Raw genomic sequence first — 17,428 nt, forward strand, 5'->3', positions numbered from 1 at the left:
GCACTACTTGGCGCTTGATCGAAGCGTCGAGAATCTTGGTTCCGAAGGTCCTGGCCTGCCTCAGAGCCTATTTTGGCACGGCTTCGAAATGCGGTGAATTGGGCCGGTTCGCAGCTTAGTGTTTCTTGCAGGCTGGCCGGCCTGAGCACAGCGGTGCGTCAGCGCATCAACTTCGTCCCGGTTCACAAACGAGACTCCGTAGGGTAGTGGGAGCGCAGAGAAATCTCCGGTCGCAGCCTACCCGGTCAAAACAGGAAACCCCACCATGAAGACTCTCGTCGTCTGCTCCGGCGGATTGGACTCCGTTTCCCTTGCTCACAAGGTGGCAGCGGAGCAAGAACTCGCCGGCCTCCTATCGTTCGATTACGGCCAACGGCACAGAAAGGAATTGGGCTTCGCTGCCCTTTGCGCGGAGCGACTGAGGGTTCCACACCGAATCATCGACGTTCGCGAAATCGGCAGCGGCCTTTCCGGCTCCGCGTTGACCGACAATATCGACGTGCCCGAGGGCCATTACGCCGAAGACACGATGAAGGTCACGGTGGTGCCGAACCGAAACGCCATCATGTTAGCCATCGCCTTCGGCTTCGCCGCCGCGCGCAGCGCTGACGCGGTGGCGATGGCCGTGCATGGTGGTGATCGTTTCATCTATCCGGACTGTCGGCCAGCCTTCATCGACGCTTTCCAGGTGATGCAAGACCGAGCGCTCGACGGCTACGGCAACGTTCGTCTTTATGCGCCTTATGTGAATCTCACGAAGGCGGACATAGTCGAGGATGGAGCTCGACACGGCACGCCATTTGCGCAGACCTGGTCCTGCTACAAGGGCGGCGAGCGCCACTGTGGGCGATGCGGGACATGTGTCGAGCGGCGCGAGGCGTTTGATCTCTCTGGCCAGGCAGACCCCACCGATTACGACGACGCCGACTTCTGGCTCGGCGCGTTGCGCAGGAGGGGCGTGTAATGTTTCGCATCACCAAGGAATTCCACTTCTCGGCCTCCCATCAGCTCACGTCCTTGCCGCCTGATCACCAGTGCGCCCGCCTGCACGGGCATAACTACATCGTCGAAGTGGAGCTTTCGGCAAAGGAACTGAACGAGCACGGCTTTGTGCGCGACTATCACGATTTGGCGCCCCTCAAACGCTATATCGACGATAACTTCGACCACCGTCATCTCAACGACGTACTGGGACATGAGCAGGTCACGGCGGAATGTCTGGCCAGACATTTTTATGAATGGTGCAAGGCACGCCTGCCCGAAACCTCGGCCGTGCGGGTGAGCGAAACGCCGAAAACATGGGCGGAATGCCGGCCATGACCGATACGCATCCCGCAATCCGCGTGAGTGAGATTTTCGGGCCGACGATCCAGGGCGAGGGCGTGCTCATCGGTCTGCCGACGGTCTTCGTAAGAACCGGCGGGTGTGACTATCGCTGTTCCTGGTGCGACAGCCTGCATGCGGTGGACAACCAATTCCGCCATGAATGGGAGATGATGTCCTCCGACGCGGTGTGGCAAAACGTGGTCGCGCTTTCCGGCGGCCGCCCGTTGATGGTCTCGCTGTCAGGCGGCAATCCGGCTATCCAGCCTTTCGGTGCGCTCATCAAGCGAGGCCATAATGAAGGCTACCGATTTGCGCTCGAAACCCAAGGTTCCGTGGCCAGGGAATGGTTTGCCGACCTCGACGTGCTGGTCCTCAGTCCAAAGCCGCCGTCAAGCGAAATGACCACCGATTGGGAAGCTGTCGAGGCGTGCCTCCAGGCGGCACGGGACAAGCCGGAAATCGTGCTCAAGCTCGTTGTTTTCAACGAAAGTGACTACGCCTACGCGAAAGAGGCCGCCGCGAGATTTCCGCGACTTCCGATCTATCTGCAACCGGGCAATCATACGCCGCCACGTCCCGGAAATGAAGACGCGCCTGTCGACCTTGACGGAATAACAAAACGTATGGAGTGGCTGGTTGATAGCGTGACCCGTGACAGATGGTTCGAAGCCCGCGTGTTGCCACAGCTGCACGTTATGCTCTGGGGTAACAAAAGAGGCGTCTAACCAGCGCCGACTGGGGCGACGGCTCGCCCCGCGTGGCGAACGGCGGTCGCGGCTGAGCAGATCGCGTGAAGCCCGCTCAGGGACTGGGGCAGGGCGGAAAAGCCGTCATAGAGGAACCGCCAGCGGGTGTCCGCGTCGAATCACCATAAGCCCACAACTCCTGTGCCACGGAACTGCAGGGCAATCGGATCAAACGCGATGGCTCGGTTTACGCTCAAAATGCTCAGACTGCAGCTGAGTGCCTGGCCGTTCCGCTTTCGAAATATTTATCGAACTTGACCGCAATGCTCCTCACGAAGGGACGGTTTTCCGCCGGCACGACGAAACTGTCTCCTTGGAGTTCAAGCAGTCGAGCAGGATCCTCAAGGGCGATGGAGCTTGCCTGACGAAGGAGCCTTTGGCCGGCTTTACCGAAGCTCTCCACCAGGTCGATCGCCGAGAAAGCGAAGTCGCACATCAGTCGCTCGATGATCCAGCCCCTCACGCGATCGTCTTCCGAAAATGCTATGCCACGGACGGCGGCCAACTCCCCATCTTCCACCCTGCGCCGATAATCGCCGGTCGAGGTCATATTCTGCACGTAGCCCTGGCGAAACCGGCCGATGGATGAAGAGCCAAGTCCAATTATCGTCTCGCAGCGATCCTCGGTGTAGCCTTGAAAATTGCGATGCAACGCCCCCGCACGGGCCGCTATCGCCAATGCATCGCCCGGCTTTGCGAAGTGGTCGAGCCCGATTGATTCGTAGCCCTTATCCTCGATCGTTCGCGCGGCAAGTCGCGATTGAGCAAACCGCTCCGAAGGACCGGGGAGCCATGCCTCATCGATCATCGTCTGATGTTTTTTGAACCAAGGCACGTGAGCATAGCCGAACAGCGCCATCCTGTCCGGTTCCAGGGTCAGCGCCTGCTCCACGGTGGAACGCACGCTCTCGCTGCTTTGATGCGGCAGGCCATAGAGCAGATCAAGATTCACGGAATCCACTCCCCGGGAACGAAGCCCGTCGACGACTGCCTTGGTCTGCAAAAAGCTTTGCTCGCGGTTGATCGCCTTTTGTACTTTCGGATCGAAATCCTGCACGCCGAGGCTCGCCCGCGTCATGCCGATTTGGGCAAGCGCGTCGAGGCGGGCTCCGTCCATATCGTTCGGATCGATCTCGACGCTGATCTTGGCATCGTGAACAAAGTCGAAATTGTCCCGCAGCGCCTTTCCCAATATCACCATATGCTGCGGCCTCAGCATCGTCGGCGAACCGCCTCCCAAATGAACCGCGCGAACTCGGCCCCTGCCGCTGACAAGGCGGCCAACCGTCGCGAACTCCGCATGCAGCGAACGCAGATATGCGGCCACCGGCTCATAGTGCCGCGTGTGTTTAGTGTGGCACGCGCAGAACCAGCAGAGCCTGTCGCAATAGGGAATATGCAGGTAAAGCGATATCTCGCCGCCGCCTTCGAGCGCCTCTAGCCAGCCGCGGTAAACGACAGCATCGATACCCGCATGGAAATGCGGCGCGCTCGGGTAGCTGGTATAGCGCGGGACGTTCTCGCCCAGTCTGGCAGCAAGTTCCGGTCGCATGTCGTGGTCCACCTGTTTGCGTTGCCGTGGACTGTGGACTCACAGGCGAGGCAGAACCCTGATTTCGGTCAGTCTCCAGCACGACAAACTGCCGCAAGGATTTTTCTACCGTCGATTGTTATCGTGCCGGCGGTTGGGCCGGGCGAGCAGATCGGGAGAGCGATCAAATGACAGTACGGCACGACATTCACCATTCCGGCATCCCCGTTTATTGCTTGTCTTGCCAGGCTCGGCAACGCGGCCTCTGCAGCGCGCTCGATGCAGATCGCTTGGCCAAGCTCGCCAAGACTTCGTCGCGGCACAGGGTCGAAGCGGGCGTCCAGCTGATCGGCGATACCGAGGCCGTAAACAGCTATTCAAACGTGCTCTCGGGCGTGGTGAAGCTGACGAAGAGCCTTTCCGATGGCCGCCAGCAAATCGTCGGCCTCCAGTTCGCGCCGGATTTTCTGGGACAGCCCTTCAAGGTGAAAAGCGCAACCCATGCAGAAGCGGCAACGACTGTCTCGCTGTGTTCGTTTCCGAAGGCGGCAATCGAACAGATGATCAAGCAATCACCGGAGCTCGAGCATCGTCTGCTTAAGCAGACGCTGTACGAACTGGACGAGGCACGCGAATGGATGGTGACTCTGGGCTGCAAGACCGCGCCTGAGAAGGTAGCGAGCTTTCTTCTTATGATCGCCCGCAATATTGGCTCCAGTGTTGGCCCGACGGCCACATCGACGTGCTTCGATCTGCCGCTGACGCGTGCCGACATCTCTGATTTCCTTGGAATTACAAACGAGACGGTGAGCCGCCAGCTGACCCGACTGAGAATGGACGGGGTGATCCGGATCGAGAACAACCGCCATGTCACGGTAGACAACATGAGCCGGCTGGAACAGCGTTGCGGTGGGCGCGGGCCGAGGCGCAACCGCCACGTCAACAAGATCTGAGCGGCTGATCCTGCCTCGCTTACCGTGGCCCGGGACTTGCGGGATTTCGCCTGGGCCGCAACTCTACCGTTGGCCGCCGGCTTGTTGTTGTCCCTTCAACGATGTGTCGACAGGTCTTGTTCATCAACCTGCGGCGCAACTTCTGTCGTCTCGGCGGCCATGGACGACTCCGGCCCGTAGATCACGTCGGTGAACCGAAAGCGCCCATGTTTGACGAACGATTTGCGTCGATCTGACCGATACACTTCCGATGTCCTTGATCACACGCAGGATGCACCGCCGATCCCACTCATACCATTTGGCGCATGACACCGCAGTTCACACGGGTACAGCAGACTAAAGACCACCCATGCAGAGATATTTCATCTCAAGATAATCCTCGAGCCCGTGGCGTGACCCCTCACGTCCGATGCCCGATTGCTTCAAACCGCCAAACGGCGCCGCCTCAGATGACATTCGTCCGGTGTTGATACCGACCATGCCATATTCGAGGGCTTCGGCCACGCGCCAGACCCGCTTGAGATTGGAAGCATAGAAATAGGCGGCAAGCCCGTAGATGGTGTCGTTCGCCGCGCGTACCACCTCGTCGGGATCATCAAAGCGGATGATTGGCGCCAGCGGTCCGAAAGTCTCCTCTTGGGCGATCTGCATCGTACTGATCACACCGGTGATCACCGTGGGCTCGAAAAATGTCCCGGACTGACCGATCCGGTTGCCGCCGCAACGGATCGTAGCCCCTTTCAACACAGCGTCGCTGACATGAGCTTCGATTTTCCGGAGCGCATGGATGTCGATCAGCGGACCGATCGCCACGTCCGCTTCGAAGCCGTCACCAACACGCAAGGCCTGCACCAGCTCGGCGAACTTTTCGGCAAACACATCATGCACACTGGAATGGACGTAAAGCCGGTTTGCCGAAACGCAGGTCTGGCCGGCATTTCGAAACTTCGCTTGGATTGCGCCCTCGACGGCGGCATCGACATCCGCATCATCGAAGACGATAAAGGGTGCGTTGCCGCCAAGCTCGAAGCTGACTTTCTTGATTTGTCCGGAGCATTGCCGCATTAAGAGCCGGCCGACCTCCGTCGACCCGGTGAAACTGATCTTGCGGACCTTCGGATTGGCGCAGAGTTCGCGTCCGACTCCGTCGCCTTCCGACGCATAGACCAGGTTGAGTACGCCGTCCGGGAAGCCGGCCAGTCGGGCGAGCGCGAACATGGCGCCGGCAACGAGCGGCGTTTGCTCGGCGGGTTTCAGGACGACTGTGCAGCCGGCGGCAAGCGCCGGAGAGATCTTGCGCGCCACCATCGAAGCGGGAAAGTTCCAGGGTGTGATCGCACCCACAACTCCGATCGGCTGCTTGATCACCAGCATCCGACGATCCTTGGATGGCGCTGAAATGGTCTCGCCATAGATTCGGTTTGCTTCCTCGGCATACCATTGCAGATAGGCCGCGGCATGGGCAATTTCGGATTTCGCCTCGGCAAGCGGCTTGCCCATCTCGGCCGTCAGGATCGCCGCGAGATCATCGCTGTGTTCGAGGATCAGCTGGTGCCATTGCCACAGGGCATCGGAGCGCTCGCGCGCGGTGAGACCCGCCCAACATGCTCTCGCGGCGTCCGCCCGATCGATCGCCACGGCGACATCCGCCGTCTCCATGTCGGGAAGCTCTGCCAGAAGCTCACCGGTGGAGGGGTTGTGAACCGCAAAGCGCCCGGCGCCACTTGTGGCGCTGAGGTGGGGGACGGATGCCAGATCGAAGAAGAGCGCGGGGTTCTTGAGATGCCCGGTCAGTCGCTGCGTCAGCGTCAAGGGTGATCCTCCTAATGGCTTTGAAGCTTGCCGCAATCTCTAGCCGGTCGTCCTGAAAACGCCAGCACCGAAGCGATCCTTGCAAGGATCGTTCCGGTTATGGAGCGTGATAGGTGACCTGCGCGGATCAGTCGACCGCGATAACGGCTCCGATCTCGATCTTGGCCCCCTTCGGCAAGGCCTTGACCTCGTAGCAGGCCGGGCTGGGAGCCGAAAAGGTGCTGGTCATCTTCCGGCCTCTGGACGGCGCAAAACACACGAAATAACCGCTGACCAAGCTCACGAATCTGTGCTCGAAACGAGCAAGGACGAGAACAGATCCGCATGATATTTCACGATTTGAAGCATTCTTCGATGACCGCTTTAGACAATTCGGCCGCAGTATCCTAAGGCTGCTGCGCGTCCCGGAAGCGGCATATGCGATGCCGGCCTGCGCCAGATCGGCGCCGTCCCTTCGGCCGTCTTCGGCGGCTTCTCGCCGGAAGCGCTCGCCGGCCGCATCATCGACTGCCAGTCGACCTTCGTCATCACATGCGACGAGGCGTGCGCCGTGACAAGCCGGTGCCGCTGCCACATCTCCGCCTGCCAGCAGGTCAATATCAGCAAGGTACTGGGGCGACGCACCGGCGGCAAGACCGGCGGGGCGCCGGGCCCGGATCTCTGGTAGCACCAGGAGATCGCCACGGTAAGGCCGAGTGCCCACCGGCAAAGATGAAGGCGCAAGATGATCCGCCGTCGCACCTATGTCGTGCGCATCTTCGCCGCTGCCCGCGCCTGGTCAGGGGCGCTCGCCGTCGAAACCCACGAGAACTGGATGGAAGCCAAGCGCTAGATGACCAGCTCCATGCTGCCCTTTTTGCAAAACGTGACGCACATCAACCTGCTGCGTTTCCTCGTTCAACTGCCACCGTCTGATCGCACCTGAAGCAAAAATCGCGCTGCTCTGACATGGATCAGGGCAAACAGGCCGCGACTGCGCAATTTATGCGCTGCGGATTTGGCGTCCGCCGGAATTTCCAGATCGGGACTGGCAATGAAATTCGGCACCGAGATCGTCCTTCTAAGCCTGTTTGCTTTCGCAGCCGTGGTGGCTGCCGGCTTCGGCGTGGATGAGCCTTTTCGCCAGCACATGTGGGTCCTGTTCTTCGCCTTGGCTGGATTCAATGCGATGCTGATGCGCAACACCGAGTTCAAGCCGGCGGTTCCGATCGACCCCGCAGCTTACATGGATGGACCAATCCGCTACGGAGCCATCGCCACGGTATTCTGGGGCGTTGTCGGCATGCTGGTGGGCGTTGTCATCGCGCTTCAGCTTGCCTACCCGAATCTCAACGTCGGGCCCTGGTTCAATTTTGGCCGCTTGCGGCCGCTGCACACTTCCGGCGTCATCTTCGCTTTCGGCGGCAATGCGCTGATTTCCACGTCGCTCTACGTCGTCCAGCGCAGCTGCCGCGCCCGGCTGTTCGGCGGCAAGCTCGCCTGGTTCGTCTTCTGGGGCTACCAGCTCTTCATCGTCATGGCCGCCACCGGCTATCTGCTGGGCATCACCGAAGGCCGCGAATATGCCGAGCCGGAATGGTATGTCGACCTCTGGCTGACGATCGTCTGGGTCGCGTATCTGATCCTTTTCCTCGGCACCATTCTGAAGCGCAAGGAACCGCATATCTACGTCGCCAACTGGTTCTACCTGTCCTTCATCGTCACCATTGCGATGCTGCATGTCGTCAACAATCTGTCGATGCCGGTCTCGTTCCTCGGCTCGAAGAGCTACTCCGCTTTCTCGGGTGTTCAGGACGCGCTGACGCAGTGGTGGTACGGCCATAATGCGGTCGGGTTCTTCCTGACGGCGGGCTTCCTCGGCATGATGTATTATTTCGTGCCAAAGCAGGCGAACCGGCCGGTCTATTCATACCGGCTGTCGATCATCCACTTCTGGGCGCTGATCTTCCTCTATATCTGGGCCGGACCGCATCACCTCCATTATACCGCCCTTCCAGATTGGGCGCAGACGCTCGGCATGGCGTTCTCGATCATGCTGTGGATGCCTTCCTGGGGCGGCATGATCAACGGCCTGATGACCCTCTCCGGCGCCTGGGACAAGCTGCGCACCGACCCGATCATCCGCATGATGGTAACTGCCATCGCCTTCTACGGCATGTCGACCTTCGAAGGTCCCATCATGTCGATCAAGACGGTCAACTCGCTGTCGCATTACACCGACTGGACCATCGGCCATGTCCACTCCGGCGCGCTCGGCTGGGTCGGCATGATCTCGTTCGGCGCGATCTACTACATGGTACCGAGGCTCTGGAATCGCGAGCGCCTCTATTCGCTGCGCCTCGTCACCTGGCACTTCTGGCTGGCGACGCTCGGGATCGTCGTCTACGCCGCGGCCATGTGGGTGTCCGGCATCATGCAGGGGCTGATGTGGCGCGAATACGACGAGCAAGGCTTCCTGGTCTACTCCTTCGCCGAAACCGTTGCCGCTGTGCATCCCTACTACATCATGCGCGCGGTCGGCGGCGCAATGTATCTGTCCGGCATGCTGATCATGGCCTGGAACATCACCAAGACCATCTTTGGCTACCAACGTGAGGAGGATTCGATGCCCGGCTCCATCTCCGCCCTGAAGCCCGTGCGATCAGGAGCCAGAAAATGGGCTTGATGGACAGACACGCGGCCATTGAGAGGAACGCCACGCTGCTGCTCGTCGGGTCCCTGCTCGTGGTGACCGTCGGTGGCATCGTCGAGATCGCCCCGCTCTTCTATCTCGACAACACGATCGAGAAAGTCGAGGGCATGCGCCCCTACTCGCCGCTCGAGCTCGCCGGACGCAACATCTATGTGCGCGAGGGATGCTATCTCTGCCACAGCCAGATGATCAGGCCCTTCCGCGACGAGGTCGAGCGCTATGGCCACTACAGCCTGGCGGCCGAGTCGATGTACGACCACCCGTTCCAGTGGGGCTCCAAGCGCACAGGACCTGACCTGGCGCGCGTCGGCGATCGCTACTCGAACAGTTGGCACGTCCAGCATCTCACCGATCCGCGTTCGGTGGTGCCGGAATCCATCATGCCGACCTACGCCTTCCTGAAAGAGAGGCCGATCGAGGTGAAGGATTTCTCCACGCAGCTCGTCGCCAACCGGCGCGTCGGTGTCCCCTACACCGACGACATGGTCTCGCACGCGAACGCCGATCTGATGGCGCAGGCTGATCCCAACGTCGACACATCAGGCCTTGAGGCCCGCTACCCGAAAGCCAGGATCGGCGACTTTGACGGCGACCCGCAACAGGTGACCGAAATGGATGCCCTGGTCGCCTATCTGCAGATGCTCGGCACACTCGTCGACTTCAACAACTACGACGACGCCGCCGGCTACCGCTAAGGAGAACCACGATGGACTACAATTTGATGCGGGAGTTTGTCGACAGCTGGGGCCTGCTCGCCATGGTGCTCTTCTTTGCTGGATGCGTTGCCATCGCGCTCCGACCGGGCGGTCGCGGCCAGGCTGATGAAGCCGCCCGAATTCCCCTCAAAGACGACTGATCATGAGCACACAGTATATCGATGAATTGTCGGGTGTCTCGACGACCGGTCATGAGTGGGACGGTATCAAGGAACTCGACAACCCGCTTCCTCGCTGGTGGGTGGTCATTCTCTACATCACCATCGCCTGGGCGCTCGGCTACACCATCGCCTATCCGGCATGGCCGATGCTGAGCTCGGCAACAAACGGCGCGCTCGGCTATTCGAGCCGCAACGAAGTCAAGAAGGAGTTGGCGGCGGCAGAGGCTGCCAAGGCCAAGTATGTCGCGGCTGTGAAATCGAAAACCGTGTCGGAGATTGTCGCCGACGACCCATTGCGCGAGTTCGCGGTCGCAGCCGGCTTTGCGGCGTTCAGGGTCAATTGCGTGCAGTGCCACGGCTCCGGCGCGCAAGGGTCGAGAGGATTTCCGAACCTCAATGACGACGATTGGCTGTGGGGCGGCAACGCCGATGAAATCCAGCAGACGATCACCCACGGCGTCCGCTTTACCTCAGACCCCGACACGCGTGTGTCGGAAATGCCCGCTTTTGGCGACGTCATCACGCCTGAGCAGATCGCCCAGGTCAGCGCCTACGTCGCCAGCTTGTCGGGACCCGTCAGAAACGCCAGCCTGATCGAGCCCGGTGCCAAGGTCTTCGCGGAAAACTGCGTCGCTTGTCACGGTGAGAACGCAAAGGGCAACAGAGAATTCGGCGCACCCGATCTGACTGATGCGATCTGGCTCTATGGGCCGGGCGAGACGGCCATCGCCGCCCAGGTCCGCGCGCCGAAACAAGGCGTGATGCCGGCCTGGATCGGGCGTCTCGGCGAGATCAAGGTCAAGGAACTTGCAGTCTATGTCCATTCGCTTGGCGCTGGAGAATAGGAACGGCGGCCTATTCTCGGCCCTCCCCCCCGCCAAGCGACGAGGCCCGGCGAGAGCCGGGCCTCGACCATATTACGGCATCCCGCGATTGACCTTCATCAACGCGACGCCGCTCGCCATGCCGCAAAGCTTGCTCAACCGTCGGCCAGATCCGATGGTCGGGCGTCGGCCGCGAAAATCGTCGCTGGTGACCGGAGCTTCTCGTGCTTGATAAAAAGCCGATAGAACGGCTCGAAGCCGAAGCGGTCAACTCCGCCAGGATACGACAGCCGCTCTATGCCGCGCGCAAGAAGATTTTCCCCAAGCGCGCCTTCGGCCGCTTCCGTCGGTTCAAATGGCTGGTGATGGCGCTCACGCTCGGCATTTACTACTTGGCGCCCTGGCTGCGCTGGGATCGCGGGTCGTTTGCCCCCGACCAGGCCGTGCTGCTCGATCTTGCCAACCGCCGCTTCTACTTCTTCTTCATCGAGATATGGCCGCAAGAATTCTACTATGTGGCCGGCCTGCTGGTCATGGCCGGCGTCGGCCTTTTCCTGGTCACGTCGACGGTCGGGCGAGCCTGGTGCGGCTATACCTGCCTGCAGACGGTCTGGGTCGACCTGTTCCTTGTCGTCGAGCGCGCCGTCGAAGGCGATCGCAACGCCCGTATGAAACTCGACGTCGAACCATGGACCGCACGCAAGCTGGTCCTGCGTGCATCCAAGCACGCCATCTGGCTGGTCATCGCGGTGGCAACCGGCGGCGCCTGGATTTTCTATTTCGCTGACGCGCCGACACTGCTTGGCGAAGTCGTGACCGGCACGGCGGCGCCCGTCGCCTACGCCACGATCGCCGTGCTCACCGGCACCACTTATGTGTTCGGCGGACTGATGCGCGAGCAGGTCTGTACGTACATGTGCCCGTGGCCGCGCATCCAGGCCGCCATGCTCGACGAAAATTCGTTGACCGTGACCTATAACGACTGGCGCGGCGAGCCGCGTTCACGCCATCCCAAAAAGGCCTCGGCCGCCGGACAATCGGTCGGCGACTGCGTCGATTGCAAGGCCTGCGTCGCCGTCTGCCCTATGGGGATCGACATTCGCGACGGCCAGCAGCTGGAATGCATCACCTGCGCGCTCTGCGCGGACGCCTGCGACGGCGTCATGGACAAGCTCGGCAAGGAGCGCGGGCTGATCTCCTATGCGACGCTTTCCGACTACAACGCCAACATGGCCACAGCGATGGCAGGCGGTACCCGCCCGATCGATCCCGCACTCGTTCGGACTGCCGGCGGCGCTCTGTCCGACAAATTGGCGCATTTCCATCCCGGCAAGATCTTTCGGCCGCGCACCTTCGTCTACATGGGCTTGTGGTCACTGGTCGGCATCGGACTGCTCTATTCGCTGATGACCCGCAACCGGCTCGAGGTGAACGTGCTTCACGACCGCAACCCGCAATTCGTGACGCTCTCCGATGGATCCATCCGCAACGGCTACACCGTGAAGCTGCTCAACATGACCCCTGAGCCGCGAACCATCGTCGTCACGATGCAGGGCCTGGAAGGCGCGCAAATGAGCCTCGTTGGCTCTGACCTGCCTGCAGGTCGTTCCTTCGCTGTCCCGGTCGAGCCCGACCGCCTGAAAACGTTGAAAATCTTCGTCCGCCAGCCCCTCAGTCAGATCCAGGACCAGACGCAGACCTTCACATTCATCGCAAACGACAAGGCCGGTTCGGAGTCGGACCGATACCTCGCCACCTTCAACACGCCGGAGACGACCAAGTGAGCGCAAAAACAGAACGACCTCGCGCATTCACCGGCCGGCACATGTTTTTCATCGTCTTGGCCTTTTTCGGCGTGGTCGTCAGCGTCGATGCGCTGATGGCGATGCTTGCCAATACAAGCTGGACCGGCCTCGTCGCCGAAAACACCTATGTGGCGAGCCAGGAATTCAACAAGAACGCGGAGGAGGGCCGGGCTCAGGCGGCACTTGGCTGGAAGAGCCGCTTGACCATTGCCGGTGGCGAGGTGCGCTACAGCCTCGCCGATGCGGCTGGCAGGCCCATCGCATTGCATGGCGTCAAGGTGCTCTTTCGTCATCCCGCCTACGAAGCTGAAGACCGGTCCATTACCTTGGCTCTTGCCTCCGGCCAGGAATATGTGGCCCGACATACGCCCCGCAATGGCGTCTGGATCATTGAGGTGGACGCGGACGCAGATCTCGCGAAGCCCTATCGGGAAGTTCGCCGTGTCATCATTTCCAATGGGGCCTTGCAATGAGTTGCTGTGCACCCGGCGCCGAGATGGATACTGGCAGAGTGAAGCCAGACCTGCCCTCAGATCAGGAAATCAGGCTGGCGAGCCGCCGTCTTGGCAACGGCATCATTCAGACTGACCTGACGGTCCCGACGGTCCACTGCGGTGCCTGCATCCGGGCGATCGAGACGGCACTTGCAGATCTCGACCGCGTCGAGACGGCCCGCGTCAACCTATCGACGAAACGGGTGTCGGTGCGATGGCGCGAAGGCGAGGCGCCGCCGATCGTAGCCACGCTCGAAGGACTGGGCTATGCGGCGCATCTGTTCGACCCCGACGGCGACGAAAAGGACGGGACACTGTTGCAACTGGTCCGAGCAGTCGCGGTCGCAGGCTTCGCGGCGGGCAATATCATGCTGCTCTCGGTCTCTGTCTGGTCGGGCGCTGAAGGGGCAACCCGCGATCTGTTCCACTGGGTCTCTGCGCTGATCGCCATCCCGGCGCTTGCATTCGCCGGCGGCATCTTCTTCCAGCCGGGCTGGAATGCGCTGCGACATGGTCGCATGAACATGGACGTCCCGATCGCCGTCGGAGTTTCGCTCGCTTACGCGATGAGCCTTTACGAGACAGTCAATCATGGCGAGCACGCCTATTTCGACGCGTCGGTATCGTTGCTGTTCTTTCTGCTGATCGGCCGGACGCTGGACCACGTGATGCGCGAGCGGGCCCGAACCGCGGTCAAGGGCCTGTCGCGGCTTGCTGCCCGCGGCGCCACGGTGCTGCGCGAGGACGGTGCACGCGACTATCTGCCGGTCGACGAGATCGAACCGGGCATGCGTGTGTTGGTCGCCGCTGGCCAACGGATACCCCTCGACGGCACGGTCGTCCGGGGCTCATCGGATCTCGATTGCTCACTGGTCTCGGGCGAGAGCACACCACGAAATGCCGAGGCGGGAGAGATGGTCCAGGCCGGTATGCTCAACCTGACCGGCCCGCTGACCGTCGAGGCGACTGCAGCCGCCAAGGATTCCTTCCTGGCGGAAATGGTCCGTCTGCTGGAGGCCGCCGAGGGCGGCCGCGCCCACTACCGCCAGATCGCCGACCGCGTCGCCGCGCTTTATGCGCCAGTGGTACACCTGACGGCGTTCGCGACGTTTCTTGGTTGGATGGCCGCAAGCGGGGACTGGCACAGGACGATGACGATCGCCATCGCCGTGCTGATCATCACCTGTCCCTGCGCGCTTGGGCTTGCGGTGCCGATCGTCCAGGTCGTCGCCGCGCGAAGACTGTTCGACAACGGCATCATGGTCAAGGATGGGTCGGCTCTTGAGCGCTTGGCGGCGGTCGACACGGCTGTGTTCGACAAGACGGGCACTCTGACGCTGGGAAAGCCCCGGCTCGTCAACAGGTCATCCATCGATCCGGCTATGCTGGCCATCGCCGCCGCGATAGGCGCGCATTCCCGTCATCCGCTTTCGCAGGCAATCAGCGGCCTGGCGAGCCCGGCCGGACTACCGACATTCAATGACGTGAGAGAGCATCCGGGTTTCGGCATCGAAGCGACAGCCGCGGGCAACACCTGGCGCCTGGGCCGGCGGGGATGGGCCGGGTGCAAGGGTCAGACCGGCGCCGAAGGCAAAGCAGGCGCAACAGTGCTGACCCGAAACGAAAGGATCGTCGCATCCTTTGAATTCGAGGACGCCTTGCGGGCGGATGCGGACACGGCCATTGCGCAGTTGAAACATGCCGGGTTGACGGTGGAAATGTTGTCCGGCGATACGGCCGTGGCATGCGCCGAGGTCGCCGGCGCGCTACAGCTTGACCGTTTTAGCCCCGCTCTCGTTCCGTCAGGAAAGGTCGAGCGGATCATGCGGCTGACCAATGACGGTCACCGGGTCCTCATGGTCGGCGATGGTCTGAACGACACGCCCGCCCTGGGCGCGGCACATGTCTCGATCGCCCCGGCCACCGCCGCCGACATTGGCCGCAATGCCGCGGATTTCGTATTCCTTCGCGAGAGCCTGCAGGCGGTACCCCTTGCCTTGGACGTCTCGCGGAAGGCCCGGCAATTGGTCCGCCAGAACATCGCTATCGCAACCGTCTACAACGCCATAGCCGTGCCGATCGCCATCCTTGGACAGGTCACTCCGCTGATCGCGTCCATCGCCATGTCCGCCTCGTCGTTGCTTGTCATTGGAAATGCGCTACGCCTGCAAGGCTTTGCAGGTAGCGAGGTCACGACGACTGTTTCGTCAACGGGCTCAGGCATTCGCGCACCAGTGCAGCCGTCATGACGATGCTCGCCTACCTGATACCGGCAGCTCTGTTCCTTGGCGCGCTTGGGCTGTCCGGCTTTCTGTGGGCTTTGAGCAGTGGTCAATATGAGGATCTTCAAGGGGCAGCTGAGCGGATCCTCATCGACTGCGACGACGATCCGGAATGCTGACTCGATCCCGCCCGCGCCTGCCGGCTTTGCTCTGGCTGATCCAGATCAAGGCTATCTGCTCACCGGCAAGTTACCTCCACCAATGTCTCAAGGGAGAAAGCATGTCTAACGCACAGTTTGGTCGGCATCGTCAGCGAACCGCCGGGATGAGAAGCCCGCTTGCTTGCTGGCTGGCTGGCCGGATTGGCGCAGACAAGGGCTCGCCCTATCGGCTGCGTTCCCGGCTGCATCCCTCGTTGCGGATTTCTGCGGATTTTCATGCCCAGCGGCTTGAGGCGATACGGCGCGTACTGGTGGCAAGGGTGATCGCTCCACGGCTTGTGGCTCAATTCAACCAGCATCTCACGCAGATGGCCGACGCGATGGCGGCGCGCTGATGGCCGACTGCGACGATAGTTTCGACATCATTGTCGCAGGAGCCGGTCCGGTCGGACTTTCCTTCGCTGCAACGCTTGCAAAGAGCGATCTCAAAGTCGCGGTGGTTGAACAGCAGACTTTAGAAGCGCTGGCGAATCCGCCTTTTGATGGTCGCGAGATCGCGCTGACCTATGCCTCGATCAGGATCCTTCGCGAGCTCGGCGCCTGGGACGCCATCTCCGCTTGTCACAAATCACCCCTACATGGCGCGCGCGTGCTCAACGGATCGAGCCCTTTCGCTCTGTGTTTCGATCCTCCAAGAGGATCTGCAGAACCGCTCGGATATCTGGTCCCAAATTGTCGGATCCGCGACGCCCTGTTCAAGATCGTCCGCTTGAACGACCGTGCCCAGCTGCTATGCGGCCACTCGGTCGTTGGTGTAACCAACAGCCACAAAGGAGTGGTCATAGAGCTTTCCGACGGCAGGCGGTTGGGCGCTCGGCTTCTCGTTGCAGCGGATTCGCGGCTATCGCGCACGCGCGACCTGCTAGGTATCGCGGCCGATATCAATCGGCTTGGCAGCTCGATGTTGATTTGCCGGGTGAGGCACGAGCGCGCGCATCACCAGGTCGCAATCGAATGGTTCGATCACCATCAGACGATAGCTATGTTGCCGTTGATGGAAGGCGTGTCGTCGCTGCTTCTCACATTGCGCGCAAACGAGGCCAATAGACTTCTCGCTTTCGAAGACGATCTGTTCCTGATGGAATTGACGGATAGGTGTCGAAAGCGGCTCGGAAAAATGACCCTGGCAAGCACCCGCCATGCCTATCCGCTGGTGACGACCTGGGCGCACAGGTTTTGGGCCCCGAGCGCCGCACTCATCGGCGACGCTGCCATTGGCATGCACCCGGTAACTGCGCATGGCTTCAACATCGGCCTCAGCGGCCAGAATCGACTCGCCCGCAGAATCCTGACCGCGCATCGCGACTGTCGCGACATTGCCGATCCCGAACTCCTCCGCAGATACGAAGGCTGCCTCAGGCTGTCAGCGGCACCGCTCTATCATGCTACAAACCTAATCGTCGGACTCTATTCAGGCGAGCACGCAGCGGCACGGCTTGCAAGGCATGTGGGGCTTCGATTTGCTCAACATTTCCCCTTTGTCCGCTATGGCATCTCGGCCATGCTTAGGCGGTGAAACAGCTCATCACGAGCACGACGCCTTCGGGATCATTTCCCGCCGCTCGGCGGTGACGAAGCCGCCCGCGAGCCGAGCCCTTAACGGCGCTGAAGCGAGCGCCACTGCAGCGGAGGTCGCTACCGAACACCACCGCCCTATCGAGCCGCACCAGGTTTCTGGACGTCACCATCGTGAGCCCCCGACTCGAGTTGCCCCCACCGGTTCCCCGCTACCGCAGCGGTGAGACACGACGCTTCAACCTCGGTTCGGCTTTGCATTTTCACCTCGGTCTACGCAATTCGGACAGAGTCCGTTGCCTCTCCGACACGCCGTTTGTCAGCCTTCTGACAAGCATGTGCAACGCCGCTGGTGATTGAACAGGTTCTTGGCTGGTTTCCCGTTTGGTCCGGCAATTGCTTGGACAAAA

16 protein-coding genes and 1 pseudogene are annotated in these 17,428 nt (G+C 61.1%); 15 read left to right on the forward strand and 2 right to left on the reverse strand.

From position 1 onward, the window contains the following. Positions 1–265 precede the first annotated feature (265 nt). From queC to queE, 3 genes are read left to right on the forward strand one after another with little or no spacing between them, the layout of a single operon-like run. On the forward strand, positions 266–964 hold the full coding sequence (queC, locus tag MJ8_RS07755; protein WP_201413832.1) for a 7-cyano-7-deazaguanine synthase QueC: 699 nt from the start codon (positions 266–268) through the stop codon (positions 962–964). Then, positions 964–1,320, forward strand: coding sequence for a 6-carboxytetrahydropterin synthase QueD (gene queD / locus MJ8_RS07760; protein ID WP_201413833.1), 357 nt, complete (start codon positions 964–966; stop codon positions 1,318–1,320). The genes queC and queD overlap by 1 nt, the downstream gene beginning before the upstream one ends. Next, positions 1,317–2,051 carry a 7-carboxy-7-deazaguanine synthase QueE gene (queE, locus tag MJ8_RS07765; RefSeq protein ID WP_201413834.1) on the forward strand — a complete coding sequence of 245 codons (735 nt, stop codon included), beginning with the start codon at positions 1,317–1,319 and terminating at the stop codon, positions 2,049–2,051. The genes queD and queE overlap by 4 nt, the downstream gene beginning before the upstream one ends. Before the next feature lie 223 nt (positions 2,052–2,274). Here queE and hemN read toward each other — a convergent pair whose 3' ends face one another. Then, complete coding sequence (gene hemN / locus MJ8_RS07770) at positions 2,275–3,624, reverse strand: oxygen-independent coproporphyrinogen III oxidase (RefSeq protein WP_201413835.1); 1,350 nt, start codon at positions 3,622–3,624, stop codon at positions 2,275–2,277. A 167-nt stretch (positions 3,625–3,791) separates the two neighbouring features. Between hemN and MJ8_RS07775 the strand changes: the two genes are divergently transcribed. Continuing rightward, the gene (locus MJ8_RS07775; RefSeq protein ID WP_201413836.1) at positions 3,792–4,556 is read left to right on the forward strand and encodes a Crp/Fnr family transcriptional regulator; all 765 of its coding nucleotides are present in this window, start codon (positions 3,792–3,794) and stop codon (positions 4,554–4,556) included. 336 nt (positions 4,557–4,892) lie between these two features. On the opposite strand, the gene MJ8_RS07780 is transcribed toward MJ8_RS07775, so the two are convergent. After that, a complete protein-coding gene (locus MJ8_RS07780) occupies positions 4,893–6,368 on the reverse strand; it encodes an NAD-dependent succinate-semialdehyde dehydrogenase (protein ID WP_201413837.1) in 1,476 nt (491 codons plus the stop codon). Between the two features lie 401 nt (positions 6,369–6,769). On the opposite strand from MJ8_RS07780, the pseudogene MJ8_RS07790 reads away from it, so the two are divergent. The 11 genes and pseudogenes from MJ8_RS07790 to ubiM form a co-directional block, all read left to right on the forward strand. Continuing rightward, positions 6,770–7,094: pseudogene (locus MJ8_RS07790) on the forward strand (acetyl-coenzyme A synthetase); the annotation flags it as partial. Positions 7,095–7,401: 307 nt separating this feature from the next. Then, a complete protein-coding gene (gene ccoN, locus MJ8_RS07795) occupies positions 7,402–9,033 on the forward strand; it encodes a cytochrome-c oxidase, cbb3-type subunit I (RefSeq protein ID WP_201413838.1) in 1,632 nt (543 codons plus the stop codon). Beyond that, the gene (ccoO, locus tag MJ8_RS07800; RefSeq protein ID WP_201413839.1) at positions 9,024–9,755 is read left to right on the forward strand and encodes a cytochrome-c oxidase, cbb3-type subunit II; all 732 of its coding nucleotides are present in this window, start codon (positions 9,024–9,026) and stop codon (positions 9,753–9,755) included. Before ccoN ends, ccoO begins: the two co-directional genes overlap by 10 nt. An 11-nt stretch (positions 9,756–9,766) precedes the next feature. Then, complete coding sequence (locus tag MJ8_RS07805) at positions 9,767–9,916, forward strand: cbb3-type cytochrome oxidase subunit 3 (protein ID WP_201413840.1); 150 nt, start codon at positions 9,767–9,769, stop codon at positions 9,914–9,916. 2 nt (positions 9,917–9,918) lie between these two features. After that, positions 9,919–10,782 carry a cytochrome-c oxidase, cbb3-type subunit III gene (ccoP, locus tag MJ8_RS07810; RefSeq protein WP_201413841.1) on the forward strand — a complete coding sequence of 288 codons (864 nt, stop codon included), beginning with the start codon at positions 9,919–9,921 and terminating at the stop codon, positions 10,780–10,782. 203 nt (positions 10,783–10,985) lie between these two features. Then, positions 10,986–12,545, forward strand: a complete 1,560-nt coding sequence (ccoG, locus tag MJ8_RS07815; RefSeq protein WP_201413842.1) for a cytochrome c oxidase accessory protein CcoG — start codon at positions 10,986–10,988, stop codon at positions 12,543–12,545. Between the two features lie 41 nt (positions 12,546–12,586). Next, positions 12,587–13,039 carry a FixH family protein gene (locus MJ8_RS07820; RefSeq protein WP_412177110.1) on the forward strand — a complete coding sequence of 151 codons (453 nt, stop codon included), beginning with the start codon at positions 12,587–12,589 and terminating at the stop codon, positions 13,037–13,039. After that, positions 13,036–15,309 (forward strand): cation-translocating P-type ATPase, encoded by a 2,274-nt coding sequence (locus tag MJ8_RS07825; protein ID WP_201413844.1) that lies wholly within the window; start codon positions 13,036–13,038, stop codon positions 15,307–15,309. Before MJ8_RS07820 ends, MJ8_RS07825 begins: the two co-directional genes overlap by 4 nt. Next, entirely contained in the window at positions 15,306–15,461 is a 156-nt protein-coding gene (gene ccoS, locus MJ8_RS07830; RefSeq protein WP_201413845.1) for a cbb3-type cytochrome oxidase assembly protein CcoS, read from the forward strand. Before MJ8_RS07825 ends, ccoS begins: the two co-directional genes overlap by 4 nt. Further along, positions 15,455–15,838, forward strand: a complete 384-nt coding sequence (locus MJ8_RS07835; RefSeq protein ID WP_201413846.1) for a hypothetical protein — start codon at positions 15,455–15,457, stop codon at positions 15,836–15,838. Before ccoS ends, MJ8_RS07835 begins: the two co-directional genes overlap by 7 nt. Then, positions 15,838–17,019 carry a 5-demethoxyubiquinol-8 5-hydroxylase UbiM gene (gene ubiM / locus MJ8_RS07840; protein ID WP_201413847.1) on the forward strand — a complete coding sequence of 394 codons (1,182 nt, stop codon included), beginning with the start codon at positions 15,838–15,840 and terminating at the stop codon, positions 17,017–17,019. Before MJ8_RS07835 ends, ubiM begins: the two co-directional genes overlap by 1 nt. Positions 17,020–17,428 lie beyond the last annotated feature (409 nt).

Source organism: Mesorhizobium sp. J8 (assembly GCF_016591715.1).
Lineage (GTDB): Bacteria > Pseudomonadota > Alphaproteobacteria > Rhizobiales > Rhizobiaceae > Mesorhizobium.

What these genes read in the sequence shown, in the direction of transcription:
- queC (WP_201413832.1), top strand. Translation starts at nt 266, where the DNA reads ATGAAGACTCTCGTCGTCTGCTCCGGCGGATTGGACTCCGTTTCCCTT.
- queD (WP_201413833.1), top strand. Translation starts at nt 964, where the DNA reads ATGTTTCGCATCACCAAGGAATTCCACTTCTCGGCCTCCCATCAGCTC.
- queE (WP_201413834.1), top strand. Translation starts at nt 1,317, where the DNA reads ATGACCGATACGCATCCCGCAATCCGCGTGAGTGAGATTTTCGGGCCG.
- hemN (WP_201413835.1), bottom strand. Translation starts at nt 3,624, where the DNA reads ATGCGACCGGAACTTGCTGCCAGACTGGGCGAGAACGTCCCGCGCTAT.
- MJ8_RS07775 (WP_201413836.1), top strand. Translation starts at nt 3,792, where the DNA reads ATGACAGTACGGCACGACATTCACCATTCCGGCATCCCCGTTTATTGC.
- ccoN (WP_201413838.1), top strand. Translation starts at nt 7,402, where the DNA reads ATGAAATTCGGCACCGAGATCGTCCTTCTAAGCCTGTTTGCTTTCGCA.
- ccoO (WP_201413839.1), top strand. Translation starts at nt 9,024, where the DNA reads ATGGGCTTGATGGACAGACACGCGGCCATTGAGAGGAACGCCACGCTG.
- MJ8_RS07805 (WP_201413840.1), top strand. Translation starts at nt 9,767, where the DNA reads ATGGACTACAATTTGATGCGGGAGTTTGTCGACAGCTGGGGCCTGCTC.
- ccoP (WP_201413841.1), top strand. Translation starts at nt 9,919, where the DNA reads ATGAGCACACAGTATATCGATGAATTGTCGGGTGTCTCGACGACCGGT.
- MJ8_RS07820 (WP_412177110.1), top strand. Translation starts at nt 12,587, where the DNA reads ATGTTTTTCATCGTCTTGGCCTTTTTCGGCGTGGTCGTCAGCGTCGAT.
- MJ8_RS07825 (WP_201413844.1), top strand. Translation starts at nt 13,036, where the DNA reads ATGAGTTGCTGTGCACCCGGCGCCGAGATGGATACTGGCAGAGTGAAG.
- ccoS (WP_201413845.1), top strand. Translation starts at nt 15,306, where the DNA reads ATGACGATGCTCGCCTACCTGATACCGGCAGCTCTGTTCCTTGGCGCG.
- MJ8_RS07835 (WP_201413846.1), top strand. Translation starts at nt 15,455, where the DNA reads ATGCTGACTCGATCCCGCCCGCGCCTGCCGGCTTTGCTCTGGCTGATC.
- ubiM (WP_201413847.1), top strand. Translation starts at nt 15,838, where the DNA reads ATGGCCGACTGCGACGATAGTTTCGACATCATTGTCGCAGGAGCCGGT.